At 56.3% G+C, this 25400-nt stretch carries 27 protein-coding genes; 6 read left to right on the top strand and 21 right to left on the bottom strand.

Annotated elements, in window-relative coordinates; translation table 11 throughout:
* The 18 genes from fliN to GRX64_RS06880 all read right to left on the bottom strand — a co-directional run bounded on the left by fliN (position 1) and on the right by GRX64_RS06880 (position 19286).
* Positions 1 to 531 carry a flagellar motor switch protein FliN gene (gene fliN / locus GRX64_RS06965; protein ID WP_166265166.1) on the bottom strand — a complete coding sequence of 177 codons (531 nt, stop codon included), beginning with the start codon at positions 529 to 531 and terminating at the stop codon, positions 1 to 3.
* Between the two features lie 6 nt (positions 532 to 537).
* On the bottom strand, positions 538 to 1527 hold the full coding sequence (gene fliM, locus GRX64_RS06960; protein WP_166265163.1) for a flagellar motor switch protein FliM: 990 nt from the start codon (positions 1525 to 1527) through the stop codon (positions 538 to 540).
* 87 nt (positions 1528 to 1614) lie between these two features.
* Positions 1615 to 2109, bottom strand: coding sequence for a flagellar basal body-associated FliL family protein (locus GRX64_RS06955; RefSeq protein ID WP_166265160.1), 495 nt, complete (start codon positions 2107 to 2109; stop codon positions 1615 to 1617).
* Positions 2110 to 2399: 290 nt separating this feature from the next.
* Positions 2400 to 3623, bottom strand: a complete 1224-nt coding sequence (locus tag GRX64_RS06950) for a flagellar hook-length control protein FliK (RefSeq protein ID WP_166265157.1) — start codon at positions 3621 to 3623, stop codon at positions 2400 to 2402.
* 213 nt (positions 3624 to 3836) lie between these two features.
* Positions 3837 to 4184, bottom strand: a complete 348-nt coding sequence (locus GRX64_RS06945) for an Hpt domain-containing protein (RefSeq protein ID WP_166265154.1) — start codon at positions 4182 to 4184, stop codon at positions 3837 to 3839.
* Positions 4185 to 4219: 35 nt separating this feature from the next.
* Positions 4220 to 5953, bottom strand: coding sequence for an ATP-binding SpoIIE family protein phosphatase (locus GRX64_RS06940; RefSeq protein WP_166265151.1), 1734 nt, complete (start codon positions 5951 to 5953; stop codon positions 4220 to 4222).
* A gap of 293 nt (positions 5954 to 6246) precedes the next feature.
* Positions 6247 to 6552 carry an STAS domain-containing protein gene (locus GRX64_RS06935; RefSeq protein WP_166265148.1) on the bottom strand — a complete coding sequence of 102 codons (306 nt, stop codon included), beginning with the start codon at positions 6550 to 6552 and terminating at the stop codon, positions 6247 to 6249.
* A 140-nt stretch (positions 6553 to 6692) separates the two neighbouring features.
* Entirely contained in the window at positions 6693 to 7139 is a 447-nt protein-coding gene (fliJ, locus tag GRX64_RS06930; RefSeq protein WP_166265145.1) for a flagellar export protein FliJ, read from the bottom strand.
* Positions 7139 to 8497: a flagellar protein export ATPase FliI gene (fliI, locus tag GRX64_RS06925; RefSeq protein ID WP_166265142.1), complete on the bottom strand. Its 1359-nt coding sequence runs from the start codon at positions 8495 to 8497 to the stop codon at positions 7139 to 7141. The genes fliJ and fliI overlap by 1 nt, the downstream gene beginning before the upstream one ends.
* A complete protein-coding gene (locus tag GRX64_RS06920) occupies positions 8478 to 9503 on the bottom strand; it encodes a flagellar assembly protein FliH (protein ID WP_166265139.1) in 1026 nt (341 codons plus the stop codon). The genes fliI and GRX64_RS06920 overlap by 20 nt, the downstream gene beginning before the upstream one ends.
* Complete coding sequence (fliG, locus tag GRX64_RS06915) at positions 9503 to 10546, bottom strand: flagellar motor switch protein FliG (RefSeq protein ID WP_166265136.1); 1044 nt, start codon at positions 10544 to 10546, stop codon at positions 9503 to 9505. Before fliG ends, GRX64_RS06920 begins: the two co-directional genes overlap by 1 nt.
* The gene (fliF, locus tag GRX64_RS06910; RefSeq protein WP_166265133.1) at positions 10539 to 12245 is read right to left on the bottom strand and encodes a flagellar basal-body MS-ring/collar protein FliF; all 1707 of its coding nucleotides are present in this window, start codon (positions 12243 to 12245) and stop codon (positions 10539 to 10541) included. Before fliF ends, fliG begins: the two co-directional genes overlap by 8 nt.
* Positions 12246 to 12260: 15 nt before the next feature.
* Entirely contained in the window at positions 12261 to 12629 is a 369-nt protein-coding gene (gene fliE, locus GRX64_RS06905) for a flagellar hook-basal body complex protein FliE (protein WP_166265130.1), read from the bottom strand.
* Positions 12630 to 12909: 280 nt separating this feature from the next.
* A complete protein-coding gene (locus GRX64_RS06900; RefSeq protein WP_166265127.1) occupies positions 12910 to 14343 on the bottom strand; it encodes a sigma-54-dependent transcriptional regulator in 1434 nt (477 codons plus the stop codon).
* Positions 14344 to 14357: 14 nt separating this feature from the next.
* Positions 14358 to 15632 (bottom strand): sensor histidine kinase, encoded by a 1275-nt coding sequence (locus GRX64_RS06895; protein ID WP_166265124.1) that lies wholly within the window; start codon positions 15630 to 15632, stop codon positions 14358 to 14360.
* Positions 15633 to 15849: 217 nt separating this feature from the next.
* Positions 15850 to 17301: a sigma-54 dependent transcriptional regulator gene (locus tag GRX64_RS06890; protein WP_166265121.1), complete on the bottom strand. Its 1452-nt coding sequence runs from the start codon at positions 17299 to 17301 to the stop codon at positions 15850 to 15852.
* A 178-nt stretch (positions 17302 to 17479) separates the two neighbouring features.
* Complete coding sequence (locus GRX64_RS06885) at positions 17480 to 17800, bottom strand: SOS cell division inhibitor (protein WP_166265118.1); 321 nt, start codon at positions 17798 to 17800, stop codon at positions 17480 to 17482.
* Between the two features lie 127 nt (positions 17801 to 17927).
* Positions 17928 to 19286 (bottom strand): DUF1329 domain-containing protein, encoded by a 1359-nt coding sequence (locus GRX64_RS06880; RefSeq protein WP_166265115.1) that lies wholly within the window; start codon positions 19284 to 19286, stop codon positions 17928 to 17930.
* 260 nt (positions 19287 to 19546) lie between these two features.
* Between GRX64_RS06880 and GRX64_RS06875 the strand changes: the two genes are divergently transcribed.
* Both GRX64_RS06875 and GRX64_RS06870 read left to right on the top strand, forming a co-directional pair.
* Entirely contained in the window at positions 19547 to 20023 is a 477-nt protein-coding gene (locus GRX64_RS06875; RefSeq protein ID WP_166265112.1) for a DUF6586 family protein, read from the top strand.
* 70 nt (positions 20024 to 20093) lie between these two features.
* On the top strand, positions 20094 to 20354 hold the full coding sequence (locus GRX64_RS06870) for a hypothetical protein (protein ID WP_166265109.1): 261 nt from the start codon (positions 20094 to 20096) through the stop codon (positions 20352 to 20354).
* 104 nt (positions 20355 to 20458) lie between these two features.
* On the opposite strand, the gene GRX64_RS06865 is transcribed toward GRX64_RS06870, so the two are convergent.
* Complete coding sequence (locus GRX64_RS06865; protein ID WP_427901650.1) at positions 20459 to 20890, bottom strand: cell division inhibitor SulA; 432 nt, start codon at positions 20888 to 20890, stop codon at positions 20459 to 20461.
* A 154-nt stretch (positions 20891 to 21044) separates the two neighbouring features.
* Positions 21045 to 21653: a transcriptional repressor LexA gene (gene lexA / locus GRX64_RS06860; RefSeq protein WP_166265103.1), complete on the bottom strand. Its 609-nt coding sequence runs from the start codon at positions 21651 to 21653 to the stop codon at positions 21045 to 21047.
* A gap of 303 nt (positions 21654 to 21956) precedes the next feature.
* Between lexA and GRX64_RS06855 the strand changes: the two genes are divergently transcribed.
* From GRX64_RS06855 to GRX64_RS06845, 3 genes are read left to right on the top strand one after another with little or no spacing between them, the layout of a single operon-like run.
* Positions 21957 to 22667 (top strand): glutamine amidotransferase, encoded by a 711-nt coding sequence (locus tag GRX64_RS06855; protein ID WP_166265100.1) that lies wholly within the window; start codon positions 21957 to 21959, stop codon positions 22665 to 22667.
* Between the two features lie 54 nt (positions 22668 to 22721).
* Entirely contained in the window at positions 22722 to 23723 is a 1002-nt protein-coding gene (locus tag GRX64_RS06850; RefSeq protein ID WP_235937552.1) for an amidoligase family protein, read from the top strand.
* Entirely contained in the window at positions 23716 to 24420 is a 705-nt protein-coding gene (locus GRX64_RS06845) for a gamma-glutamyl-gamma-aminobutyrate hydrolase family protein (RefSeq protein ID WP_166265097.1), read from the top strand. Before GRX64_RS06850 ends, GRX64_RS06845 begins: the two co-directional genes overlap by 8 nt.
* Before the next feature lie 19 nt (positions 24421 to 24439).
* On the opposite strand, the gene GRX64_RS06840 is transcribed toward GRX64_RS06845, so the two are convergent.
* On the bottom strand, positions 24440 to 24640 hold the full coding sequence (locus GRX64_RS06840; RefSeq protein WP_166265094.1) for a hypothetical protein: 201 nt from the start codon (positions 24638 to 24640) through the stop codon (positions 24440 to 24442).
* A gap of 11 nt (positions 24641 to 24651) precedes the next feature.
* Here GRX64_RS06840 and GRX64_RS06835 point away from each other — a divergent pair, with 11 nt between their 5' ends.
* Positions 24652 to 25344: an SIMPL domain-containing protein gene (locus GRX64_RS06835; protein WP_166265091.1), complete on the top strand. Its 693-nt coding sequence runs from the start codon at positions 24652 to 24654 to the stop codon at positions 25342 to 25344.
* Positions 25345 to 25400: the final 56 nt, after the last annotated feature.

The raw sequence follows: 25400 nt of genomic DNA, 5'->3' as shown, positions 1-25400 counted from the left end.
CTACTTTGACAACCGTTTGATGCGCTCGCCCGGGCTGATAACGTCCGTCAGGCGAATACCGAATTTTTCATTGACCATGACCACCTCGCCATGGGCGATCAACGTGCCATTGACCAGAACATCCAGTGGCTCGCCGGCGAGGCGATCCAGCTCAATCACAGAACCCTGGTTGAGCTGCAGCAGATTTCGGATGGGTATTTGAGTGTTGCCGACTTCCATGGAAATCGTAACCGGTATATCCAGAATCACATCCAGATCAGGCGACGAGCTGCTGCCTTTCGAGTCAGCGATCACGTCATCAAACTCTTCCATGGGCGCTGTCTGGACCTTGGTCTGTTTGCTGTTTTTCTTATCGCCTTCACCGGCTTCGTCCATGGCGGCGGCCCACTCGTCATCACGGCCACCAGTGCCATCCGACGACTCATCGCTATCGTCAGCACCCCCGGACTCCCCCATTGCAGCTTCCCACTCCGCAGCAAGCTTTTCGTCTTCACTCAGCTCCCGATTGCCTTTCTTGTCGTCGTCAGCCATTGCGCCCTACCTTACTTTCAGTTGTTTTCGAGCGACCGGCTGCTTCGACCGGCCGGAAATTTTGATTGCGAGCTTGCCATCCCGGGTACCCAAGGTACCGTCGTATACCGGGATGCCATTGGCGGTGATGGTCAACAGGTCCGGCAAGTTCACTGGAATAATGTCGCCCTCTTTAAACTTGGCGACCTCTCTCAGGGATACCCGACGTCGACAGAGGGTCGAGTTGATCGGCACACTGACGTCTTTGATGTCTTCCTGCAGGGCGTTCACCCAGCGCTCATCCACGTCGTCGATATCACTCTGTACGCCGGCGTCCAGTATGTCCCGGATTGGCTCAATCATGGAGTATGGCAGCGCCATATGGAGTTCGCCCCCACCGCCGTCCAGCTCAATGTGGAAGGTACTGATGACCACCACTTCGCTGGGGCTGACGATGTTCGCCATGGCCGGATTGACCTCGGAGCTGAGGTATTCGAAATCAACTTTTAATACGGCCTGCCAGGCTTCGGCCATATCGTGAAAAACCTGATTCAACACCATTTGAACGATACGGGTTTCTGTCGGGGTAAATTCACGGCCTTCGATTTTGGCGTGACGCCCCTCACCTCCAAAGAAATTATCCACCAGTTTAAAAACCAGCTTGGCGTCCAGGATAAACAGGCCGGTGCCCCGAAGCGGTCTGACCTTGACCAGATTCAGGCTTGTGGGTACGTACAGGGTGTGGATATATTCGCCAAACTTCATGATCTGCACGCCGCCGGTGGATACGTCGGCATTGCGTCGCAGCAGGTTGAACAGGCTGATACGAGTATAACGGGCAAAGCGCTCGTTGATCATCTCAAGCGTCGGCATTCGGCCACGGACAATCCGGTCCTGACTGGCCAGGTCGTATTCTTTTATTCCGGTGTCATCAACGTCGTCATAGGTGTCGATATCGCCATCATCCACACCGTGAAGAAGGGCATCGATTTCATCCTGTGACAGTAAATCCTGCATACGTTTTCCTGCTCGTCAGCGTCAGCCCGATATCGGGGATACGTTTGGCCGGGGTTGCTTTAAGCAGGCCCCTGTGTCCAACCACCACTACTGCAATACATAGTTCCGAAACAGAATGCTCTGCACCGGCGGTTCCCCTTCCCGCTCCAATACCTGATTCACCGTTGTCAAAAGATCGCCAATCAATTGGTCCCGACCGGCAACGGTCTGGATCTCCTGAAATGACTTTGACCCAAGCACACTTAATAAACGGCTGCGCAGTAATGGCAGATGTTTGTTGGCGGCATCCAGCGCAACCGAATCGGTCGCTTCCAACGCAATATGGACCTGAACATAGCGCTGCCGGCCCTCGCTCTTCAGGGTCGCAACCAACGGTTTATCAATGACGTAATATTGACTCGGCTCGAAAACCACCTCTGCAGCTTCCACTGGCATCTCGACGTCATCGTCCGCTCCGTTCAGGAACCAGAGTGTGCCTGCAATAGACAGCCCTATCGCCAGCACAACCACGGTTGTCAGCAGCAGAATGAGCTTGAGTTTACTTTTTTTCGGGGCCGCAGCCGGTGCGTCATTGTCAGCCATAAATCGCTTCTGTCATTAATTCGTCAACAGTGTCGTTGATCACAGGGGTTGATGCAAAGGTCGGGCCAGATTGAACGGAACCTTGATTCAACTCAACAGTTTAGCGTCAGCCAGGGGTGCGGGCAAAGCGGGAACCGCAGAAAGCGCGATTTATAAAGCCCTGCCGATTGGATCAGGGTCAAGCCGGGACCGCTGATCGACTCACGTATCACGGTCCGGCATGGCATTAAGTAAACGATTTCGGGGTCAGGAATTCAGGGTGTGGTTGATGTGAATAGCCTTGGCAACATTCAGGCATATACGTCCAGTTCGCCGCTCCAACTCAGATCCATGTTCCCCGAGGTACTACCAGGAACGTCCTCGCCATCCGCCAGGGCTCCGGCAATATCCGAGCCATCCGCCGGAGCTTCGTCTCGATCGCCACCCGATCGCGAAGAGGAGTCCGATACATCGAAACGCTCCAATCCAAGACCCTGCTCGCTGAGCATGTCCCGGAGTCGATGGCTGTGCATCTCCAACTGGTCACGAACGGCCGAATTGGAGGCATGAACCGTAATAGCCGCCTGATCATGCTGAACCTGGACGCGCACCTCCAGTGGCCCCATGTCAGGTGGAGTCACGTGTATTTCAGCCACCGACATTTTTTGAGTTGCCAGCCAGGCCAGCTTACCCATTAACTTATCGCCCCACTCGGCATGACCGACAGGAAGATCAATGCTGGTGGCATAACTTTGCAGCGGAACTGAACCCTCAAGGCCTTTTGGTCCCGGCGTAGTGTTCAAGGCTTGGCTGGCCACCTCTAATGCGCCCTGAAAACGACTGGCGACGGCGGCTAAACTGCTATCGGCACTCTTGCTGTCAGCCGTCAGTGTCGTTAACAGACCCTCGGTTAAACGACTGCCCGATTCCAGCGATGACGATCCCTTGCCTGGCGTCATGGCCGCTGCCCCGGCCACCACACTCCTGAGTGCGCCAGCGACAGGGGTTTGTCCGGGAATCGAGAACAGCGGCTGTGCAGCCGCTGAGGCGGCCGGCAAGGCTGTTGGCGCTTGTGCCGGGGTTATCATGGGGTTCAAGCGTTGACCGCCTATCGGCAGAGGCTCTTCCGGGTTATTCACCAGCGCCTGTAGATCAGCAAAGGTAAAGGCGATTTCGGATGGCATCACCGTGTCGCTGGCGACTTCATTGTCGGCCCCTACCAACAGGGCTGTGTCTCCGGCGTCTGCGGCGCGCTGCTGCTCCAGCACTTGTTCGGGTATTTGCTCCGCAGGCGGCAACGGCTGACTGCCGCTGGCCATCGCCTGATCTTTCTGGTCAGGCTCAACCGGCTGACGGTCCTGCGCACCGGCCGCCCCACTGTCGTTACGGCGACGCTCAAGTCGGTCCTGCTCCTGTCGTGACACAGACTCAAATTCTCGGCGTCCACTGTCTACCCGCGAGGGTTTTGACGATGGTTCTGCCGCAGCGCCTTGAATCTCAGGCGAGGGGCTTGACGGTAATAACGGTGATGGCATGGCAACCTCTTGCCGCTTTCAGGCTCGAATGGATCAATACCCTTAACTCAGCAAAAGTAGTGCCAGAATCAAACAAACGCAGGTCGTTGAAATGGCTATTGCAGTTGCAGTCGCACACGCCAATCCCACCCGCGAAATCAAAACCAGACGGGACCCAACGTCGGCAGGTTACGCTAATTTATCAGTTTATCAGTCAGACGGCCGACGGCGTCGTCAGCTCTCCAGACTGTTTTCCAACATGGTACAAATGGTCTTGAATTCGGTCTCAATGGTGTCCAGCAGAATTTCCGCTCGCTCCAGGCGTTGCTCGTTGCCTGCCATTTCAGCCTCGGAACACAGTGCACCCAGGCGCGGAGCGCCGATATTGATGCAACTGCCTTTAAAGCTGTGCGCCGATTTTGCGAAGGCATCGGTGTCCGAATTACGCAACGCTGTCCGAAGCGCATGGATTCGTTCATCCGAATCGGCAATGTAAGTGCGTATCAAGACATCAAAATCATCTTCCATGACATCCTGTAATTCAGCCAATGCCTCTTCATCAAGGTGTGGCTTATCGCTCATGACCATCTCCCCAGCCCTGTTTGGTGACGCCCGGCTCATCCCTGCGACCGCGGCTCTGAATAATCCCACTGGTAAAGGACTTCAACCTGGTTGCCCGCGCCCTTGAAGTCCAGAGAGACACTCAACTGACGCAACAACCCCAAGCCCCGACCAGCATAGCGCGCCTGCGCCTCGTCTGGCCCCAATAAGTCTTTGTAGTCGAAACCCGGACCGGAATCTTCACACACAATGCGCAGCTCTCCGCCGTCACGGCTGGTCCTGTGATGCAGTGTAAACTCGATGCGATGGCCACGAAGCGAGGCCAACCGACGTTCCCTTTCTGCGTAATAGCGACCAAAGCCTTCCGGTGAGCTCTTCCAGTCTGACGGCAATCCCAGAATGCCGTGTTCCAGCGCGTTGGTATAAAGTTCTGACAACAGTGTATAGACCTCGCCACTGCGACGCCTTAAACCCGGCACTTCCATACAAATATGCAGCAGTAATGGCAGTGGATTAAAATGACCGAGCGTCCGATCGCTGATGCTGTAGGAGCAATCCCAGCTCGCCGGTCCTCGCAAAGCCGACGGCGGCGTCCGATTATCGAGGCCAACCAGGGCCTCCTCCTCTACCATCTCCAGCGCCACAATCGTGAGGTCATCCTGCACCAGGTGCGCCCCAGTGAATGCACGCACACCCGCCATCACGGCATCAAATGCCGAACCGTGCTCCTCGGCTGAATCCAACGCTTCCAGCAACCGGTCCTGGCCAAACATTTCGCCATCGGCGTTCTCAGCTTCCAGAATGCCATCGGTGGCAAACAGCAAGGTATCACCGGGTTCTGTACGATAATAATCCACCGCGGCAGCAAAACGCTCCGGCGACAACACCCCCAGCGGCAAATGGTTGGAAGTCAGGATCTCACGCTCTCCATTGCCTCGGATCAGGTACCCATCGGGCAACCCGCCATTCCAGACCCGGAGACAATTCAAGTGAAAATCGGCCTCAATAAACGCCGCGCAGCAAAACATGCCGGTCGGCAGTATGCGTTTTAATTTCTGATTGATTTCCCGAAGCACATCACCGCAGCCAAACCCCTTACTGGTCATGCCATAAAATATTTCCGCGACCGGCATCGCGCCAATAGCGGCGGGCAACCCATGCCCGGTAAAGTCACCGATAAGAATGTGCATCCCACCGGAGGGTCTGGGGCAGGCAAACAAGACATCGCCGTTAAAAATCGACGTGGGTGAAGCGTGGTGCTGAATGTTGGACGCATTCAGGCAACCGGTATGGGCAACGTTATCAAACACCCGCTTGGCCACCTCTTGCTCCTGCAACAATTGCCAGTTGCGGGCATGGATCAAATCTCGTTGGTGACTCAGGGTGCGGTGCATCAATCGCATGCGATTGAAGGCGTTGATCTTGGCCTCGATAATGATGCGGTTATAGGGCTTGGGCAGGAAATCATCGCCACCCGACTCAAGGCAGCGGGCCAAGGCCCCGGCATCGGAGAGCGATGTCAAAAAAATGACCGGAACCAATACCTCACCCGCCAGCGCCTTGATCTCATGGGCGGCCTCCATGCCGTCCATGCGTGGCATCATCACGTCCAGAAGCACAATATGGGGATGAAATACACGGTACTGTTCAACGGCGGCAAAGCCATCTTCAGCGGCGACCACGTCATGTCCCAGCCGCTTTACCATGGCTTGCAGAATCAGACGATCACTGTCGCTGTCGTCCGCAATCAGGACGCGTAGCGGGCCTTTTTCTGGGAGAGGCTCATCCAAAACAAATCCCCCGCTCTGTTTTTAACCCCCAGGGAAGTCTCTGCATAACGCCTGACGTGCTTCTGCAAGCTGTAGAGGCACGGCGCGGCTTACCTGCAATGGGCGCCGTCCGTGGCAAGAGTCGCAACACCGCAGAAGCACCCGTCAGGGTGCGCCCTTCGGGGTTTTCAGAACCATTCATACGCCGCTTTGCGGCTTTTTGCAGAGTCCGGACAGGCCGGCAAAGTCGCGCCCTGGTGGCGAATCGCTTTGAGAGCCAGAGGCGATCCAGGCGTTGTTCAGAAGCCCCCAAGCTATTGGATAGCAAACAATTGCTCGAAATTGGAAATGGTCAATATTCGCCTTACATCATTATTGCAGTTCTCAATGCTGATACGGGCGGTATCGCCACCGGCATAATCCCTCAACAGCAGCAGCATGCCGAGTGCAGAGCTATCCAGGTAGGTGGTTTCGCACATGTCGATGACATAGTGGATAACCTCCTGATCTCCATGTTCGTAGGCATCACGAAAAACCTGATGGGTGCTGAAATCAAAGCGCCCCTCAATTTTTATGGTCAACGTGCGACCGTCTTCACTTCGTCGCGTCTGGATAGCCATCCGGCATCCTCCATTAATCTTGTAAGCAGACGACTGCAAGGCGGGTTATACGATTCAGACAATAACTATCTTAGAGAATAGTTGAGCACGCGCAATTTGCACCCGCTTTTTGGTAATCCGTGGACCCTGGTAACCCGCTCTCAAGTCAGGCGGCGGCGAGCGTGGGCACGACCAGACGCTTCATCCAGCTGTTTTTGCTCGCGGATGTCCCAATCCCGGCGTTCCTGTTGGCGGCAGGCGTCAATATGTCGTGCCATGCCACGTCGGCGCTCATAGGCCTGCTGCCAATCCTGTCGCCGTTTGTCCAGAACTTCAAGGGCATGACTGACCTGGCGCTCCTGTTGCTGAATAACCTGATCGAGTTGCGCAATGAATGCCTGCCACCCCTGCAAGCGACTCACCGACACCACACCTTGCTGACTTTTGCGCATCTGGTCTCGGTAATCGGCCTGATAGCGGTGCAGTTCTTCGAGACGTTGCTGCTGTTGCTGGGCGTATTGCCGGGCCTGAGCCATCACGTCCAGGGCTTCGTTTTCCCGGCGTTGCTCAAGCGCCAGCACCACTTCCAGACGTTTGGAGCGCAGCATTATTCAGCCTTCCTGCCAGCAACCTGCTTGCGATCTGGCACGGCCAGCCCCAACTGCTCTATGCTGCCTGCCAGGGGCGAGCTTTCGGACAGGTCCTGGCGCAAAAACGCACGCATCTCGTCAATGTGCTCAATGGCGTAGTCGGTCTCCGGGTCAGAACCTTTCACATAAGCACCGACGCTGATCAAATCCCGAGCCTGCTGATACCGGGCGTAGACCTGTTTGAAACGTTGAGCCTTGGCGAAATGCCCCTTTTCCGTGACCTGAGGCATCACTCGACTTACGGATGCTTCTACATCGATGGCAGGATAATGCCCTTCCTCGGCCAACCGACGTGAAAGCACAATGTGACCATCCAGAATGGCACGCGCGGCATCGGCGATGGGATCCTGCTGGTCGTCACCTTCGGTCAGGACGGTATAAAACGCGGTTATGGAACCGCCACCCGGCTTTCCATTGCCCGTGCGCTCCACCAACTGGGGCAGCTTGGCAAACACTGACGGTGGATAACCTTTCGTCGCAGGCGGTTCACCGACCGCCAATGCGATCTCCCGCTGTGCCTGGGCATAGCGGGTCAGTGAATCCATCAGCAACAACACCCGCTTGCCCTGATCACGAAAATACTCGGCAATTCGGGTCGTCAGCATGGCCGCACGCAAACGCATGAGCGGTGAATCGTCAGCCGGCGAAGCGACCACCACCGACCGGGCGAGCCCCTCCTCACCCAGTATGTCCTCGATAAATTCTTTGACCTCGCGGCCTCGCTCGCCGATCAGGCCAACAACGGTGACATCGGCGTCGGTGAATCGGGTCATCATTCCCAACAGCATGCTTTTGCCAACACCGCTGCCGGCAAACAGCCCCAGACGCTGCCCCTGTCCCACGGTCATCAACGCATTGATGGCGCGAATGCCGACATCCATCGACTGACGTACCGGCGCCCTATGCAGGGGATTAATGATGTCGCCCGCCAGCGCCACTTGAGATTCCGCCCGCAACGGGCCGAGGTTGTCCAGCGGGGTACCTGTGCCATTGACAACCCGTCCCAGTAACTCCGGACCCACCGGGACCCGACTGGCGATGGACAGGGGAACAACCCGCGCGCCCGGGCGCAGGCCCTCAATCGCGGTAAGTGGCATCAGATAGACACGGTCGTCCTCAAAACCGACCACTTCCGCTTCGACGTTAGCCAGCCCCTGCCCCTGAATCAGGCAACGATCGCCCACCACCATAGGGCAACCGACACACTCAAGTGTAAGACCGACCATTCGCGTCAGACGGCCGGACAATTCCGGTTCGATCTGAGGCGGCAAAAATTCGCCAAGCCGTTGCAAGCGATCAGCCAGGGGGCGACTCATCACTGCCCTCCTCATCACGCCCTGCCTCTGGCACAGCGCCGGAATCCCTGGACGCTTCGGACGCCTCAGAATGTTCAGGTTGCTCAGAGCTCTCAATCGCCTCAGATTCCGGGTATTCCACGTCTACGGATGCACTGGATTTGGCGGGTTCAGCGGGTTCAGCGGGTTTAGCGGGTTCAGCGGGTTCAGCGGGTTCGGACAGCACGTCGCGATGGAAATCGGTCAGATCCCCCATCATGGCATCCAGCTCGGCGCTGTCACCCGGTTCATCGCTCGAAAGCTGCTGGTCCAGCATACCTTGCACGGCTTTCTGGAAGCGCTTTTCGACTGTAAAGTCCACCAGGCTGTGGCGGGTTTCGACTTTACAACCACCCGGCAGGATCGACTCGTCTTCCAGCACAGCGGCGTCCGATTCATAGCGTTCAGCCACCTCGCGAACCCATTCCAGATCCGCCGGATTGACCCGGATTTTAACGTTCTCCCGCGTTGACGGCAGGCTTGCCATGGCCTGGCGAACGACATGCCGAATATGAGAGGAGTCCAGGGACAGTTCCCGGAAAATGACCGCACGGGCCAGCACCGTTGCCAGATTAAACAGTGCGGTCTCGAGCTCGTCTTCGTGACGTTGGATGGGGTCCAGCAACTGGCCGAGGATGTCCTCAAGCCGCTCCAGTTTTTGACCGACGTCGGTTTTAGTCGATTCGATTGCTTCCTCGCGACCAGTGCCCTGCCCCTCTGCCTGGCCTGCATCAAAACCTTCTTTATGGCCTTCCGCACGGCCTTCTTCGTGACCACGCCTGAGACCTTCCTCCCGACCTTCTGCGTGGCCGTCGTCCCAGGCGGCTTGTCGAATTTCCTCAATATCGCGAGCGGTTAAAGGCTTGACGTTGCGCTCTTCCTCACGGGCCACTTCATTGCCCTGGCCGTCCAGCAGCGGCATTTCCCACTTCTCGTAAGCCGTAAGATCTTCTGAAGGGATTCGGTCGAGGCGGCTGCGGTCTTTCATCACATCATTTCTTCGCCGGCGCCACCAAGGGTGATCTCACCCGCTTCCGCCATTCGGCGGGCAATGGTGATGATATCTTTCTGAGCGGCTTCCACTTCGCTGACCCGAACCGGACCTTTGGCCTCCAGGTCATCCTCAAGCAACTCGCCCGCACGCTTCGACATATTCTTGAATATCTTTTCCTTGACGCCCTCGTCGGAACCTTTCAAAGCAATGACCAACACATCGGACGACACCTCGCGCAACAAGGCCTGAATGCCACGGTCATCAATGTCTTTCAGGTTATCAAACACGAACATGAGGTCTTCAATCGTCGTGGCCAGATCCGGGTCCATGTCCTTGATGGAATCCATCAGATTGCCCTCAATGCTGCGGTCCATGAAGTTCATGATGTCGGCGGCCCGCTTGATGCCCCCAATGCGACTGGTTTGGGCAGACGAGCCACCGGAAAACTGCTTCTCAAGAATGTCATTGAGTTCCTGCAGCGCTTGCGGCTGGATGCTCTCCAGCGAGGCCACTCGCATCATCACGTCAAGACGTACTTTCGGGTCCAGCGTGCCGAGAATTTCAGCGGCCTGATCGGGGTCCAGGTAAGAAATAACAATGGCCTGGATCTGGGGGTGCTCGTAGCGAATGATATCCCCGACCGCTCGGGGCTCCATCCATTTGAGAGTATCCAATCCAGTGGTATTGCCACCGATCAGGATCCGGTCGATTAAACTGTTGGCTTTGTCGTCGCCCAGGGCCTGGGTAAGCATCGCGCGGATGTAATCGTCATTACCGACCCCAAGGCCTGTTTGTCCGCCGACGGCCTCGACAAACTGGTCGACCACGAAGGTCACATCGCCTTTGCTGACGTCTTTCATCTGGGCCATGGCGACACCCACCCGCTGCACTTCCTTGGGCCCCATATGCTTGAGAACCTGGGCTGCATCGGATTCACCCAGCGACATCAGCAGGATCGCCGCCTGTTCCACCCGCGGAATCTTGCGCTGGACTTTTTTGGGAGCGTCCGCCAGTTGTGGTGCGTTTTGATCACTCATCGACATTAACCCACTGGCGCATCACCTGTGCGACCCTGGCAGGGTCCTCGGCGATCAGGCCTTTCAGTGCATTCAGGTGCTTATCATAGCTGTCTGTTGCGCCGGGCAAAAGCAGATCATCGTTACCGGTCATTGCCTTTCTGATCGCCTCGTCACTGCCGAGACCATCCAGACCATCGTATTCGCTGCCGCCCAATTCGTCGTCACGACCCTTACGGCCGCCACCAGAGAGACTTTTCAGGGTCGGCCGCAATAGCCCCAGCACCAGTACAAGGATGACCAGGCCAGCCAGGACTTGCTTCATCAGATCCCAGAACCAGGCTTGCTCCCAGAACGCGGGCGCAACAAAGTCGATGGTTTCCGGGGTCGCGAAGGCGGTATTCATGACCGTCACACTGTCCCCACGTGAGGCCGAATAGCCCACCGCATCGCGAATCAGCATAGTGATTCTCTGCAACTCCTGCTCGGTCCAGGGTTCATAACTGACGTTGCCAGTGCCCGGATCCACCACTTTTTTATCGTCTACCGCAACGGCCACGGTCAGGCGTTGAATCCGGCCCTGCTCCTGGCGGATATAGCTCACCGTCCGGTCCATTTCATAATTGCGCGTGGATTCGCTGCGTACGTCGACCGGCGACGCCGCTGGTGCAGCCTCATCGTCGCCTCCGCCCTGCACCTGCTCAGGCGCTACGGGCTGGGCCGGCGGTTGGTTTGAGAGCGCACCTGGCACACCCCCCTGAGTGCCGGACACCCGCTTTTCGGTCATTTCCCGCTCACTGCGAATGGCTTGCTGCTCTGGGTTGAACAGCTCTTCGGCCTGTTCAACCGATGAGAAATCCAGGTCGGCTGTCACTTCGGCCCGAAACCGGCCGCCACCGATAATAGGGTCAATGATGGATGCAATTCGCTGATTCAGACGCTGCTCTACCCGCGAATTGTAGTCGTACTGATCGTTCATTTGTTGGCGGTCAGTGTTTTGTTCCTGCCCGGTTAATAAATTACCGGTCTGGTCGACAATTGTGACATTACCCTTTTGCATTTCAGGAATACTGCCGGCCACCAGATTGGTAATCGCTGAGATCTGCTCCTGTTCAAGCCGTCGGCCTGCATACACTTCCAGAAATACCGAGGCCGTTGGCGTTCTGGCATCGCGGACAAATACCGAGCGCTGAGGTATCGCCAGATGGACCCGGGCGCCCTTCACATTCCGCATACTGCTGATGGTTCGGGACAACTCACCTTCCAGACCACGGCGGTAGCTGATGGTTTCCATGAACTGTGACGTTCCCAGCCCGCGATCCTGATCCAGCAGTTCAAAGCCAATGGTCTGATCGTCCGTCACGCCCTGCGCCGCCAGCTTCAGGCGCGCGTCGTAAACGCTTTCCGATGGCACCATCAAGGCACCGCTACGCGGATCCATGCGATACTCGATGCCACTCTGGTCGAGAATGGCCGTCACTTCTTGCGGATTGTAGCTCGACAGGTCGCCGACAACAGGCTGATAGTTTGGCTCCTGAGCCCAGAGCACCACGGCAACCCCCAGTGCCACACTGGCCGCCAAACCAACCATCAGTCCGATTTGACGCAATAGAGTCAGCCGGTTGAACCCGAACATCAAGTCGCTGTTGTTTTCCAGACCGCCAGCATCACCCGCTGTGGGCATGGCATTTGAATTGGTTTGCGCTGGTACACTGGCCATGGTTTTGCTCCGCTATCAAACCGGCATATTCATAATATCTTCGTACGCTTTGACGACCCGGTTACGGACCTGTGTCAGCGCTTCAAAGGACACGGATGCCTTTTGCGAGGCCACCATAACGCGGGTGATGTCCATGTTGGGATCACCCATCTCGTAGGCGGTTGCCATGCGTCCGGCTGTTTGCTGATTTTCATTAACCTGGCCTACCGCCTGCTTCAGCATATCGCTGAATCCGGGTATTTCATTGGGCTCGTTGGTTTTGGTTGGGCCATCGACCCGCCCACGGATCGAATTGTCCTGCTCTACCCGCTGACTCTGCATCATCTGCGAGCGCAAAGAACGAATATCGGACAGCACACTGTTAATGTCGGCACGTTCGACCATGGCTCACTCCCCCTTTGGCACATCCGGACCTGGCCGGACACAATTACCGTCATTCGTTATCGTCTGGAACAAACACTGCAAATTGCCAGCCAATAATATTTATTTCTTTATATACAGCATGTTATGAAATAAAGTTAATCGAGCAACCGCCCTGACGCCGGAGTATTGACGCGCGACCCAGTCAAGGTCGCCAGGCCAAACGAAAAAACGGCACCCGAGGGTACCGTTCATCAAAGTGGACCAGGCACTGACAGGGCGCGCCCAACGCCGGCTGGCGCTGTTACGCCATGGCCAGCTCAGCGTCCGGATCGATGCCAAATTCGCGCATCTGAGCCAGTTTGTAGCGCAGCGTCCGCGGGCTAATGCCTAATTTTTCAGCCGCTTTGTTACGCCGGCCCCGCTCGTTTTTGAGAGTGTTGATGATGATTTTGAATTCGCGCTGGCGAAGGTCACTGCCCAGGGACGAGGGGTCGTTGTCGTCGTCCTCGTCCGACGGCTCCACGAACGCCAACTCGCCATCGTCCGCAATATCCTGCATCGGCGAGACCTGACGAAATCCGCCAGCGTCGGGCGCCAGGCCCGACAAGCCGGACTCCAGGCACAGGTCAGCCGCGTGAATCACGTTGCCCTGGTGAAGCACCAGCGCGCGCTGCAGCGCATTGTCCACCTCCCGGACATTGCCGGGCCAGCCATGACTCATCAGCGCCTCGCGGGCATCGGGGCCGAAAGCGATACCGGTGAGTTTCATCTTGTGGCAGTGCTGGCGCAACAAGGCTTTCGCCAACGGCAAAATATCCAGGGGGCGCTCCCGCAGTGGGCGCCACTGCATCGGGAACACACTCAACCGATAGTACAGGTCTTCGCGGAATTTCCCTTCACGAACGTAGTCCGCCAGATCACGGTTGGTGGTGGCCAATACCCGGACATCCAGGGTAATGGTTTTCCGTCCCCCGACCCGTTCGACTTCCCGCTCCTGCAGCACCCGAAGCAGTTTCGACTGCAGGCTCAGATCCATTTCAGAGATCTCATCGAGCAGCAGTGTTCCGCCATTGGCCTGCTCGAACTTACCCGGTGAGGAGGCGTGAGCACCGGTAAAAGCGCCTTTTTCATGGCCAAAGAGAATGGCTTCAAGCATGTTTTCCGGAATGGCCGCGCAATTGATGGCGACAAACGGTTGGTCGGCGCGAGGCGACTGCTGGTGGATGTATCTCGCAAGCACTTCTTTACCGGTTCCGCTTTCGCCCGAAATCATCACCGTCGAGTCGCTGGTCGCGACTTTTCGCGCCAATTGGAAGAGTCGTTTGCTGATGGGGTCTTCCGCCACCGGCTCGTCACTGCGGGTCTGACGGGCGCCACCCAGCACCTTGCTGACGGCCTCAACCAACACCTGGGGCTCAAACGGCTTGACCAGGTAATCAATAGCGCCCGATTGCATCGCCGACACTGCCTGGCTGATCTGCCCATAGGCGGTAATCAGCATCATCGGTAACCCCGGGTAGTGCCGCTGCACTTCCGTCAGCAACTCATGGCCCGACATCCCGGGCATATTGACGTCGCTGACGACCATGTCGACGGATTCTTCTGCCAGCCGCTCCATCGCCTGTTCTGCGCAATCTGCTTCCCGAACTTTGAATTTTGCCAATTCGAGTGTCGTGACGAGTGCTTCTCGCAGGTCACGATCATCTTCCACGATGAGAATCTGGGCCCTGGCCATGAGAATGTCTCCGTTTATCGACTGCTGGTGTCTGGGTGAAGTTGGTGACCACGAGAGAGTGGCAACCGGATAAGTGCCTGGATCCCACCGGATGGTGGCGACACCATAGTGAACTCACCGTTGTGGGCTTTAGCGACGGCTTGCACCACCGCAAGCCCTAAACCAGTGCCATGGGACTTGGTGGTGTAGAACGCTTCCATCATCTGGTCCATCTGATCTGGCTCAATTCCTGGCCCATTATCACTGACGGTAATATCCAGATACTGGCCGGTCACACTGACGGCAAGGTCGACCACACCGGCCCCGGCTTCAACTGCGTTATTGACCAGATTCATACACGCTCCGACCAGCGCATCCCGATTGCACATCAGATGGACCTGTTCAGCGGGTCCGGTCAGTGAGAGGGTGACATTTTGCTGAAGGCCAAGACCGTCGGTCGCCGCTTTCAGGCCCTTGACCAACGCTTCCGAGGACAGTTCTTCGGCCAGTCGGGTTTCACCGCGCGCAAAGATCAGCATGTCACGGACTTGCTGCTCCAGATGGGTCAGCCGGGACATCAATTTTGTCGCACAACGCTGGCGCAGTTCGGATTCAAGCTCTGGCTGGCAAAGGTGGCCACCGTAAAGCATGGCCGCAGACAGCGGGGTGCGGATTTGATGGGCCAGCGAAGCCACCATTTTGCCCATCGCCGACAAGCGTTGGGCATGGGAAAGCTGAGCCTGAAGACGGCGGGTTTCGGTGAGATCGGTCAGCAGGATCAGTTGCCCAGGCTCATTATCCATGGACCGGATTTCAATGCTGACCCGGCGACCATCTTTCAGGGACACTTCGTGGCCATCATCGCGACGCGGCGCAAAGCAGCGGCGAATCACATCGACCCAGCGCTCCCCGTCCAACGGCTCCCCCAGCAGGCTGACAGCAGCCGGGTTGCACTGGCTGACAGCACCCTGGCTGTCCAGCACCACAACACCAGCCGGCATGACCGCCAGCAAGGTTGACAACCGGTCTGCCAGCCGCTCCTTTTCTTCCAGTTCGTGCTGACGTTGACGCGACTCTTCCGTCAATTCTCCGGACAGTTGATTCACCCGCGACTCTAACGTGCGATAAGAGTCAGTAATCTGGCGAGACATCTGGTTGAACAGTTCCAGAGCGGTATCCACAGTCTCACCACTCTCCTGCTGCGGAAACAAGGCCGTTACCTTATCGTTCACGTCGGCCGCCGCATTGGCATCCAGCGGCCGCTCGGCGCCACGTAACGCTGATCCCACAACGAACTGTAACTGATTCATACTGCCCCCTGATCCGTGTCGCGGCGCTGTACCGCCACCTTCAGATGTATCTCAGGGTTGCATAAGCTAAAGCTATGCCAGGATTTTTTTATCTTTTAAAATCAATAGCTAGAGACATAAGAAATACGGAACGCGACGATTTTCTGCCGGTAAATTGAGGGGGATGATAGAGACAGACAGACGATTTGACGGTTCCCTGACAACCGCCACTCGGTCATCAGGCGTCTTCGGACTCGCTTTCCCGAAGCCCATACTTGCGCACCTTTTCTACCAGGGTTGTGCGACGGATCCGAAGCTTTTCAGCTGCTCGGGCAACCACGCCGCCCGCCTCATCCAGCGCCTGCTGAATCAGCTGCTTCTCAAGATTGCCCAGATAGTCCTTGAGATCGATGCCATTGACTGGCAACAGCGCCGGCGCATCCAGACCAATCAACCCGGGCACGCTGGACGGCATACCGAAATCTTCCACCGTCCGGTTTTCATCAAGATCATCCACGTAGCGGAATTTTTTTGGTAACTCCTGAACCCCAATCACCCCATAGGGATGCATGATCGCCAGACGTTCGACCAGGTTCGCCAACTCCCGCACGTTACCCGGCCAATCGTGACGACACAGACTCATAATGCAAGCTGAATTCAGCCGAATGGAGCCACGCTTTTCCTTTTCCATGCGGGCGATCAGCTCATTGATCAGCAGTGGAATGTCTTCAATACGTTCACGCAGGGCCGGCATTTCTATGGGAAACACATTGAGCCGGTAATAAAGATCTTCCCGGAAGTCACCAGTGGTGATCATATCTTCGAGATGTTTATGGGTCGCGGCAATGATTCGCACATCGGCATTCTGAGTCCGGTTGCTGCCCACACGCTCGTAGGTTTTCTCCTGCAGCACCCGAAGTATCTTGACCTGCATGCTCAGCGGCATGTCGCCAATTTCATCCAGGAAAAGGGTGCCGCCTTCGGCCAACTCAAAACGCCCGACCCGGGCCGTAATCGCCCCAGTGAACGCGCCCTTCTCATGCCCAAATAGCTCACTCTCAAGCAGCTCCGCCGGGATCGCACCACAGTTAACCGGGACAAACGGCTTGTCCCTGCGGGCGGAATGGTAATGAAGGTTACGAGCGACCACTTCCTTACCGGTACCGGATTCGCCGGTAATCAAAACACTGACGTCCTTATCCGCAACCTGTTCCATTAATTGACGGACCTGTTGCACGCTGCGACTCGTGCCCACCAGGCTTCGAAACAGCTGAACACCACGCTGTTGTCCACGCTCGTGAGACAAAGCGAACTGACTCCGGTAGACCTGGGCCCGATACAGCGAATCGATAAATTTGGTGTAGTTCAGCGGCCAGTCCAGGCGCGCAATGACACGGGATATTTGGTCTTCCCGCAAACCTTTCAACGCGGGGTCGCCCAGCATCAGTATCGGCAACCCTTTTTCAGCGGCACACACCGACGCTACCTGGTCATTCACATCGTCATCAGCACCATCAATGATCGCCACCGACAACGACGCCAGCGCGCCAGCATCACCCTGTGTTATCAGTTCCCGGGCACCGTTACTGGCGTAAACCCCGTCCTCGCCAATGAACTCCAGAATCGTCTCAAGGTCCCGGCTGCGCGTCGCATCCCGGCTTAACACGAGCACACTGTTGTGGTTCGACATTCGGTTGAATCTCTTTGTCTGGGTGATGCAGCACCAACCGTGAGCGCCTGAGTCAGGCTTACAACATTGCGTTGTTGTTACTCAAAGTTCATGAATTTCTTATGAGCGGTATTTAAGACGGTTACGAGGCAAGAGTCAATTTTATGACGCAGTTTAGTGACAAAGTACCAGACACCCTTTATTTAGGACGGCGAACTGACACATCCTGATACGTTTGTGCCGCCTTGCGGTTGCTGGTGACCTCTTTCAAGGTCTGAAGTATGGTCGCTTTGGTTTTCCGCGCGCCCGCTTCCGCGTCATCGCACAACGTCTGAAGTTGCTGCAAGCGCTCCTGAACGACGGATGGACTTCGCTCACCGGCCTCAAACTCTGCCATCACGGGTTCAATGCAGGCTTGAACCCGGCCATCCAGCCTGGCGAGAGTCTCCCAGTTTTCGGTAACAATGGCATGACGAAGATCGTCAATCAGCGTATCAAGTTGCTCAAGCGCATCGGTCATAGCAGCGAACCCGTTTGGACGTGAGATTACCAGTAAGTATAGACCTGGCGTGCCGTATGGCTAATGCCTCAAACGACAAAGACCCCAGGCCCGAACATCGGTGCGGGGGCTTGACTGTGTCAGCTACTCAGCGCCCGGCTTCCCGACGGGCGGCCGAGGCGGTGAACTCGCTGGACCGGAAACCGGGCGAGAAATCGTAGGGTCCCTGGCCGTCATCCAGCCCATCAATGTAGTAACGCTCGGCTTTCAGGTCATAGGTTGTTTCGATCGTGGTCCAGAATACGGGCACGCTGTAGTAAGAAATATTGTGGGCTTCAGACACCCGCCACAGGTTGCCCTTGCCGTCATACTCTTCGGTGACCAGAATCTGCCAGCTGTCCTCATCAATGTAAAATACCCGCTTGCGGTAGATGTGTCGCAAACCGGTTCTCAGTGTTGCCTCAACCACCCAGACACGGTGCAATTCATAACGCGCCAGAGCCGGGTTAATGTGACGGGGGCGCACGATATCGTCGGCAGAAGCCTCGGGCTGGTGCAGCTTGTATGAATTGTAAGGCACGTAAATCTCACGTTTGCCTTTCAAGTTCCAGTCGTACTGATTGGGCGCACCGTTGTACATATCTTTCTGGTCGACTGAGCGCAATGAGGAGCTGTTCGGCAGGTCCGTCTCATAGGCCAGATTGGGCGATCGACGCAGGCGCCGGGAACCTGACTCATAACGCCAGGCGAGCCGTGGCGAGCGCACTTGATCCAGGGTTTCATGAACCAAGGTAACCGTACCCGCCAGGCTCGGCGGCGACATGATTCGTGACTTCAGGTAAAAAATCTTGTTATCAATATCCTTGAGCTCGGCGCCCGGCTCACTGTAGCCGAGATAGTAGTTGTATTCGGTCAGCACCGGATTAAACGAGCCATCACGCGCCGGAGTGGCGTAGGCCGAACGAAAGGAAACCTGCTCACCCCGGTAACGGAGAATGTGGTTCCAAACAGCCTCGAGACCGTTCTGGGGAATTGGAAAGGGGCTGGTCATCGTGGTGTTGGTCACACCGTTGCCATTTTCGAGCAATTCGGCTCTGGTCGCGTTATCCCGTGATTTTTGGTAAACCTGCTCCGGGTAAGCGGCGGTCCGCCGCGTCTGGTAAACCGGCATGACATAATCCGGCCCGTATTGTTCAATCAGTGCCAAATGACCCTCTGTCAATTTATCGCGGTAGAGCCCAACGTTGTCGCCATTGATGACGAATAACGACTCATCTGCGGGAAACGGATTGATTTCAATTTCACCGGACTTCCAGCCTTTCGGTGGTGTGTCGAGGCCACCACTCCATTCCGGAATGGTGCCCGCTGCATTGCCTGCGCGTGTCGCGCCAACCGGAGTCAAATCTTTACTCAGTCTCGTCGCTTCGGACTCACTGACTTTAGCCAACGCATGTGTATTCAATACGAAAGGCAGGACAGCCAGAGCGGCTATAACGCAAACGCGCATGAAACTTCCTCCTGAAAGCACCTTTACCCACTTACAACGAGCTAAAAAACGATCGATAAATCGACCGCCGGATGCGTGTGAATGTCAATTTACGGGGTGCCTATCTGACTGAATTATTGAAAACACTCAACTTTATTTTTGTAGTTTCTTGTTAGGTGCTTGTTTTGAGGAACAATTAAGTAAGCCAATACCCGTCAATTTCCGGCGAATTTTTCGCGCCAATCTGGTAGAATAACGCTTGTTTTGCAACAGGACGCACCATGAATTCCGAGTGGCCCACGCTGGCATCTCAAAAATTGTATCTGGCGGAAACACTGCTCAGGGCTCATGAAAAAGCCTCTGACCGCGGCACCAGTGAAGCGACTCTGCAAGGCGCGATTGAACTTGCACTGCGTGCCAGAACGCATCTGTTGTCCACCATCGCCGTGATGTATCAGTGTTCTCCAGCGGATAAGTATTCATTGGACGATATCGTGGAGCTGATTGGCAAAGAAGCGCCAGAATCAACAATGTTGCTGACGCTGGCACAACAGCCGCAGAGCTGGTGGAACCATCTCGACCAGCTTGAGCGGGCTCAGGCCATGCCACTCGGGAAACAGAAGACCATATCCGAAGACAATATCATTGCAGTTAATGTCTCAGCGGGACCAGATCGCTCAGTGTCAGCTTTACGGGACACCCTGGCCTCTGCGAAGCAGTTTGTGAGCGCATTGGTCGAACGGCACGACGAGTGGTGATGCCCTTTTTACGTATCGACCAACCATTCATAGCTGAGTCAAATGGCTCAACAGACTAAAGGTTTATCAAATGTCGGCATCTTTTTTTGAAATTGTGCAACTGACCGACGGTGACTACGCCCTCAGGCGCATTGATGACGATGCAGCGCCGTTGGTGCGTATTTCATTTTCGACAGAAGCCAAAGAGATGATGGAAGATCGAGAGTTGTCGGTCGCAAAGGCGATGATTGCGGCGGGAATTGAAGCTGCAGGCAATGCAGGACATGACATCGATTGGGAAGAGGACGAGTCCGAACGCGGCAACGCCCAGCGCTCTTACACACTCCACTGAACGCCTGTCAGAATTCCGGTGAGAGAGGCAACAACCCAGCCTCTTGACCCCCGCAAACCCTCGACAACTCAGTCTCTGGATACGCACTTAGCCAAGTGACCGCGTTACCGTTGCCTCAGGACCACACCGTGACTGCGACCCTGAGCCGATGCGCGCTGCAGGGATTCAAGGGAACCACGGCCAAGCTTATTGGTCCAGAGCACCACGGCATGGCATGTGCCCGCACTGAGCGCCCGCTCAGCCAATTCCTGAGCCGAATACTCGGTGGATGACCGCAACACCAGAATCTCTCCGGCGATGATGCCGTGCATGGTTTGCCATTTGCTGACCAGCGCCTGTGGCGGATCAATCCACGCCAACCAACGGCGCTCCTGATTCAACTGGGTCAGCATGGGCAGTAACAGCTGGAAATTTTCCACCTGCCCTGGCGGCAAGATGATTTCAGTCACATTGCTGCTGACAGGCGCGGCATTGGGCTCAGGTTGTGGAACAGACCAGGCCTTGGCCTTGGGTTGGGGTTTGGAGCCCACGGACATGGCGCCAAGCACGCGCGCCCCGGACGACTGAACACCCATTTCAGAAACAGCAGGCGTATAGGCCAGGTTCTGGTGAAAATTGAGTTGTTCCATGATTACCCTCGCTCGCCGCTGAACGGCCCGTCAAAATGCTTTGGTGGTCTTAATCGTTTGATCAATGCATGTCAGAGCGGCGAATAACACCCACGCCCAAACCTTCGATAAACAGGTCTTGTTCCGTTAAATCGACTTCAATAGGTGCAAACTCTTCGTTTTCGGCAATCAACAACACCTTAAGGCCGTCACGACGGAACCGCTTTACGGTTACCTCATCGCCTACTCTTGCGACCACTATCTGGCCATTCTGGACATCTTGAGTGCGATGTACGGCCAGCAAATCCCCGTCCAGAATGCCGACGTCTTTCATACTCATGCCGCGCACCCGCAGCAGGTAGTCCGCCGATGGGGAGAAAAATTCCGGTTTCAGGGTACAGTGATCTTCAATATGTTCCTGGGCCAGAATCGGGCTACCGGCGGCCACCTGGCCGATCACCGGCAGCCCAAGATCGGCTTCGGTCTCAGGAAGCCGTATCCCGCGACTGGCACCCGGGACCATCTCAATCGCGCCTTTTCGTGCCAGGGCCCGAAGGTGTTCTTCGGCGGCATTGGCCGAACGAAAACCCAGTTCCGTCGCAATTTCAGCGCGCGTTGGAGGGTAACCGGTCTCATCAATAGAACGCTTGATAATGCCCAATACCTGAGTTTGTCGTGCCGTAAGCTTCATCGAATTTAACCCTGTTTTTATATACAGTAACGACAATATATACAGTATTTTATCCAGTGTAAAGCCGCCGACCCCACAACCAGTTAATACGTATATCTTTTGCCCTACCCTGTTGTTTTATAATACTAATATTAACTTCAGCCGTTTTTGACAGCGCGCCTCCACCGACTTTCTCGGATCCGAGGGGGCATTATTGCGGTATTATCCTGATCAAATCGGACCCACTGTCGCCCAGCAAATCGCTGCTCAAGCGTCAAATGATTACCGGGCAGAGTCACTCTTTGCCGTTCAGCGGGAGCCAAAATGAAACATTTGATTATTGTTAAGACCGGGCAAACCTATCCAGGCATTAAAACCGATCATGGTGATTTTGAGGACTGGTTTATCGCGGCGCTGTCTCACCCGTCAGTAACGCTCACAGTGGTAAATCCGGTCCTCGGTGAGGCCTTGCCACACCATGGTGACGGCATCGTCCTGACGGGCTCACCCGCCATGGTCAGCGATCGTGAAGGCTGGAGCGAATTAACCGCCAACTGGATCAAGGCAGCGCTGGCTTTGGAGATCCCGATCCTCGGTGTCTGTTACGGACATCAGTTGCTGGCACATGCCCTGGGCGGTCTCGTGGATTATCACCCGGCAGGCCGGGAGATCGGCACCCTCCAGGTCCGCACAACCGATGCGGCACAGGCTGACACCTTGTTCCAGGGCCTTCCCACTCGTTTTGCCGCTCACCTGACCCACCGTCAGTCAGTGCTGTCGCTGCCAGAAGGCGCCACAAGGCTGGCCTATTCGGAACACGAACCCAATCAGGCTTTCCGGGTTGGCCCCCACGCCTGGGGCGTCCAGTTTCATCCTGAATTCAGCAGTGACGTAATGAGCGCCTATATTCGACAGCTGGCGCCCGCGCTGGAGAATGAAGGCGTGTCGACAACCCACCTGCTGGAGAGCATTGAAAACACGCCAGACGCCCGCGCCTTGCTTGAACGGTTTGCTCGCCTGATTGCCGAGCGCTGACGCTGGCTGTACCCGCTATGTTAGTGTAATGGACTACTTTTTAAGGAGATAAAGATGGCTTCCAGCGGAACGTGTCGTATGCCCGACATACTTCGGACGCACGAACACAAGGAGAGACGCGTCGGCGTCGAAATTGAAATCTCGGGCCTCAGCTATGAGCACCTGGTCGGTCTGGCGGCACGGTTACTCTCGGGGCAAGCGAAGGAATCCTCTCGCTACGTCAGCAGCATCCACACCGATTTGGGCGATTTCACCATCGAACTGGATTCAGACCCCATCAAGGACCTCGACCTGACGGACTCAAACCTGCCGGAATCCATTCGGGAGCTGGGCGGCCACGCCATGGACATTATCGACGCGGCAGCGGAAAAAATCGTGCCTCTGGAGATTGTCAGCCCGCCGCTGCCGTTCACCGAACTTGAAGCCATTGAATCACTGTGTGACGAGCTTCGCGAGGCCGGCGCACTGGGCAGCCGTGAGGCACTTGTGTACGCCTTTGGCCTGCAGTTGAATCCGGAATTGCCGAACCTCAAACCGGCCACGCTGGTGGCGTACTTCCGGGCCTTCGCGGCACTTTACGATTGGCTGAAATCCCGGCACCAGCTCGATATCAGCCGCAAGTTCACCAACTACATCGAGCCATGGAGCAGCCGTTACCTCGATACGCTCCTGGCGGACGGCTACGAGCCCGATGAACAAACGTTGATGGAAGACTACCTGCACACTAATCCCACCCGAAATCGGGCGCTTGACTTGCTGCCACTGTTCTCGCACATGAACGACGAGCTGCTTCGTAAATACGTACAGGACAGCCGCATCAAATCACGCCCCACACTTCATTACCGATTACCCGACTGCGACATCGACAACCCCAAATGGCATTTCTCGACCGTCTGGAATGACTGGGTTGTGCTTGAACAGGTGGTCACCCATGCCGCGGACTTGGATGAGCTGACCAGGTTGTTCCGAGACAGCCGCAAGTTAAGCTTCGACAATCTGACCAGCAGTTGGACGGAGCGCTGTCACCGCTGGCTTGAGGCCAAGGGCTATGTCTGACAGCGTCTTGCCTGATCTGACTATCGGCATAAGCGGACCTTCAAAACGACGTTTGAGCCATCGTTTGATCAGCCTGGGGCTGAGGCTCCAGGGTGCCCGCACCCTGTATATCCGCCCTGGCGACAAAGTGGATGTGTCGCAATTGGATGGGCTGGTGTTCTCCGGCGGTACCCACGTACATCCCGAGCGGTATAGCCAGCAACCCGAGGTCAAGGCGACCTATGACCCCCTCCGGGACGCCACGGACTGGGATCTGCTTGCGCAAGCCGAGCGCCTGGCGCTGCCTGTTCTGGGCATTTGCCGGGGGGCCCAGGTGATCAATATCTATCGGGGCGGTTCGCTGTGTCAGAATGTCACGCCGCTGCGCGTCAATACTCGTCACCGACCTCTGTTACTGCCGCTGCAAACCGTGAGGGTGGTTCAAAACAGTCGTCTCGGCGGCATTATGATGTGCACAAATATTGGCGCCAACCGCATTCACAGTCAGGCCATTAAACAACTGGGAAGGCATCTGCGAGTCGTGGCGGTGGATAATGACCAGTTTGTGCAAGCCATCGAAAACACCGAAGGGCAATGGTTGATGGGGGTTCAGTGGCATCCGGAGTATCTGCTGTACCACCCGCTGCATCGGCGACTGTTTGGCTGCCTGGTCGAGGCAGCGAATGCCCGGAAAAAACCAGTGTCTGCCGTAAGCTAACCAAGAAACAGTCGAGGCCCTAGACTGGCAAGTGACGCCGTAGCACCGCTTTGAGCAATTTGATTTCGCGAGGCTCGTCAGGCATCGCCGCCATGTATTGCTCCACCCAGGCTTTAAGTTCGGCCCGGGTTGTCACATAGTAAGGATCAGACCCGGTCAGACGCTGAAGTATCGTCCGCTCCCTGGCCGTCAATCTCACCTGTTGATCGTGTAATAGCATGGAGCCTCCATATGCCCCGCACTCTGATCGGAACTGTTCGAGCCAGTCTTGGCGCCGCGATTCTCTCGGTCGCAAGCCTGTCACACGCCGGTGAAGTCAGTCTGACCGGTGAAGGATCGGTTCAGTATACGCCAGACCGAGCCCGACTGCAGTTCACCGCAACGTCGGAAGACACCAGTGCGGAGCGCGCCAGCCGCCAGGTGAACGACAAAATGGTGGCCTGGAACCAAGCCATTGCGGACTACCGGGCGCAGCTTGACGACTACAGTGATGCTCGCCTGGCGCTTTATACCCGCACGCTGCCGGCGAGCGATCGCAGCGAGGAGCCCCAGCAACGAGCGGTCGCGTCCCAATCCGTTAGTTTCGTTGTGACCGAATTGTCCCTGCTCAACCCTTTGTTGGCCGCCGCCCAAAACCTGGGCATGGAATACCATCTGGGAGGCCAGCAGTTTTTCCATTCCGATGAGGCCGACCTCAAGCGCCAAGCGCTTGCGGCCGCGATTGCCGATGCCAAAGCGCAATGCCAATTCATCGCTCAAGAGCTGGCCCAACAGTGTGGTGAGGTCAAAACGCTCAATGTGAATGGTGGTGGGCGTCCCATACCGATGATGATGGCCGAGGCGCGAAATGGCGGGGGCGCAGTGTCGGAGATCGGACCCCGAGAACTGCAAGTCAGTGTCAGCGCAACTTTTGAACTGGAGTAAATCCCCGGGACCGCTGGCCGTCCCAGAATCACGGGATCCTCAGCGCATAGCGCCCT

The organism is Marinobacter caseinilyticus, from assembly GCF_011074955.1.
GTDB lineage: Bacteria > Pseudomonadota > Gammaproteobacteria > Pseudomonadales > Oleiphilaceae > Marinobacter > Marinobacter caseinilyticus.
Note: the sequence above shows the minus strand (reverse complement) of the source record. Positions and strands in the feature narration are given on the sequence as shown.

Excerpts from the sequence above, each read along its gene's own strand:
- fliN (WP_166265166.1), bottom strand. The coding sequence starts at position 531 with ATGGCTGACGACGACAAGAAAGGCAATCGGGAGCTGAGTGAAGACGAA.
- fliM (WP_166265163.1), bottom strand. The coding sequence starts at position 1,527 with ATGCAGGATTTACTGTCACAGGATGAAATCGATGCCCTTCTTCACGGT.
- GRX64_RS06955 (WP_166265160.1), bottom strand. The coding sequence starts at position 2,109 with ATGGCTGACAATGACGCACCGGCTGCGGCCCCGAAAAAAAGTAAACTC.
- GRX64_RS06950 (WP_166265157.1), bottom strand. The coding sequence starts at position 3,623 with ATGCCATCACCGTTATTACCGTCAAGCCCCTCGCCTGAGATTCAAGGC.
- GRX64_RS06945 (WP_166265154.1), bottom strand. The coding sequence starts at position 4,184 with ATGAGCGATAAGCCACACCTTGATGAAGAGGCATTGGCTGAATTACAG.
- GRX64_RS06935 (WP_166265148.1), bottom strand. The coding sequence starts at position 6,552 with ATGGCTATCCAGACGCGACGAAGTGAAGACGGTCGCACGTTGACCATA.
- fliJ (WP_166265145.1), bottom strand. The coding sequence starts at position 7,139 with ATGCTGCGCTCCAAACGTCTGGAAGTGGTGCTGGCGCTTGAGCAACGC.
- fliI (WP_166265142.1), bottom strand. The coding sequence starts at position 8,497 with ATGAGTCGCCCCCTGGCTGATCGCTTGCAACGGCTTGGCGAATTTTTG.
- GRX64_RS06920 (WP_166265139.1), bottom strand. The coding sequence starts at position 9,503 with ATGAAAGACCGCAGCCGCCTCGACCGAATCCCTTCAGAAGATCTTACG.
- fliG (WP_166265136.1), bottom strand. The coding sequence starts at position 10,546 with ATGAGTGATCAAAACGCACCACAACTGGCGGACGCTCCCAAAAAAGTC.
- fliF (WP_166265133.1), bottom strand. The coding sequence starts at position 12,245 with ATGGCCAGTGTACCAGCGCAAACCAATTCAAATGCCATGCCCACAGCG.
- fliE (WP_166265130.1), bottom strand. The coding sequence starts at position 12,629 with ATGGTCGAACGTGCCGACATTAACAGTGTGCTGTCCGATATTCGTTCT.
- GRX64_RS06900 (WP_166265127.1), bottom strand. The coding sequence starts at position 14,343 with ATGGCCAGGGCCCAGATTCTCATCGTGGAAGATGATCGTGACCTGCGA.
- GRX64_RS06895 (WP_166265124.1), bottom strand. The coding sequence starts at position 15,632 with ATGAATCAGTTACAGTTCGTTGTGGGATCAGCGTTACGTGGCGCCGAG.
- GRX64_RS06890 (WP_166265121.1), bottom strand. The coding sequence starts at position 17,301 with ATGTCGAACCACAACAGTGTGCTCGTGTTAAGCCGGGATGCGACGCGC.
- GRX64_RS06885 (WP_166265118.1), bottom strand. The coding sequence starts at position 17,800 with ATGACCGATGCGCTTGAGCAACTTGATACGCTGATTGACGATCTTCGT.
- GRX64_RS06880 (WP_166265115.1), bottom strand. The coding sequence starts at position 19,286 with ATGCGCGTTTGCGTTATAGCCGCTCTGGCTGTCCTGCCTTTCGTATTG.
- GRX64_RS06875 (WP_166265112.1), top strand. The coding sequence starts at position 19,547 with ATGAATTCCGAGTGGCCCACGCTGGCATCTCAAAAATTGTATCTGGCG.
- GRX64_RS06870 (WP_166265109.1), top strand. The coding sequence starts at position 20,094 with ATGTCGGCATCTTTTTTTGAAATTGTGCAACTGACCGACGGTGACTAC.
- GRX64_RS06865 (WP_427901650.1), bottom strand. The coding sequence starts at position 20,890 with ATGTCCGTGGGCTCCAAACCCCAACCCAAGGCCAAGGCCTGGTCTGTT.
- lexA (WP_166265103.1), bottom strand. The coding sequence starts at position 21,653 with ATGAAGCTTACGGCACGACAAACTCAGGTATTGGGCATTATCAAGCGT.
- GRX64_RS06855 (WP_166265100.1), top strand. The coding sequence starts at position 21,957 with ATGAAACATTTGATTATTGTTAAGACCGGGCAAACCTATCCAGGCATT.
- GRX64_RS06850 (WP_235937552.1), top strand. The coding sequence starts at position 22,722 with ATGGCTTCCAGCGGAACGTGTCGTATGCCCGACATACTTCGGACGCAC.
- GRX64_RS06845 (WP_166265097.1), top strand. The coding sequence starts at position 23,716 with ATGTCTGACAGCGTCTTGCCTGATCTGACTATCGGCATAAGCGGACCT.
- GRX64_RS06840 (WP_166265094.1), bottom strand. The coding sequence starts at position 24,640 with ATGCTATTACACGATCAACAGGTGAGATTGACGGCCAGGGAGCGGACG.
- GRX64_RS06835 (WP_166265091.1), top strand. The coding sequence starts at position 24,652 with ATGCCCCGCACTCTGATCGGAACTGTTCGAGCCAGTCTTGGCGCCGCG.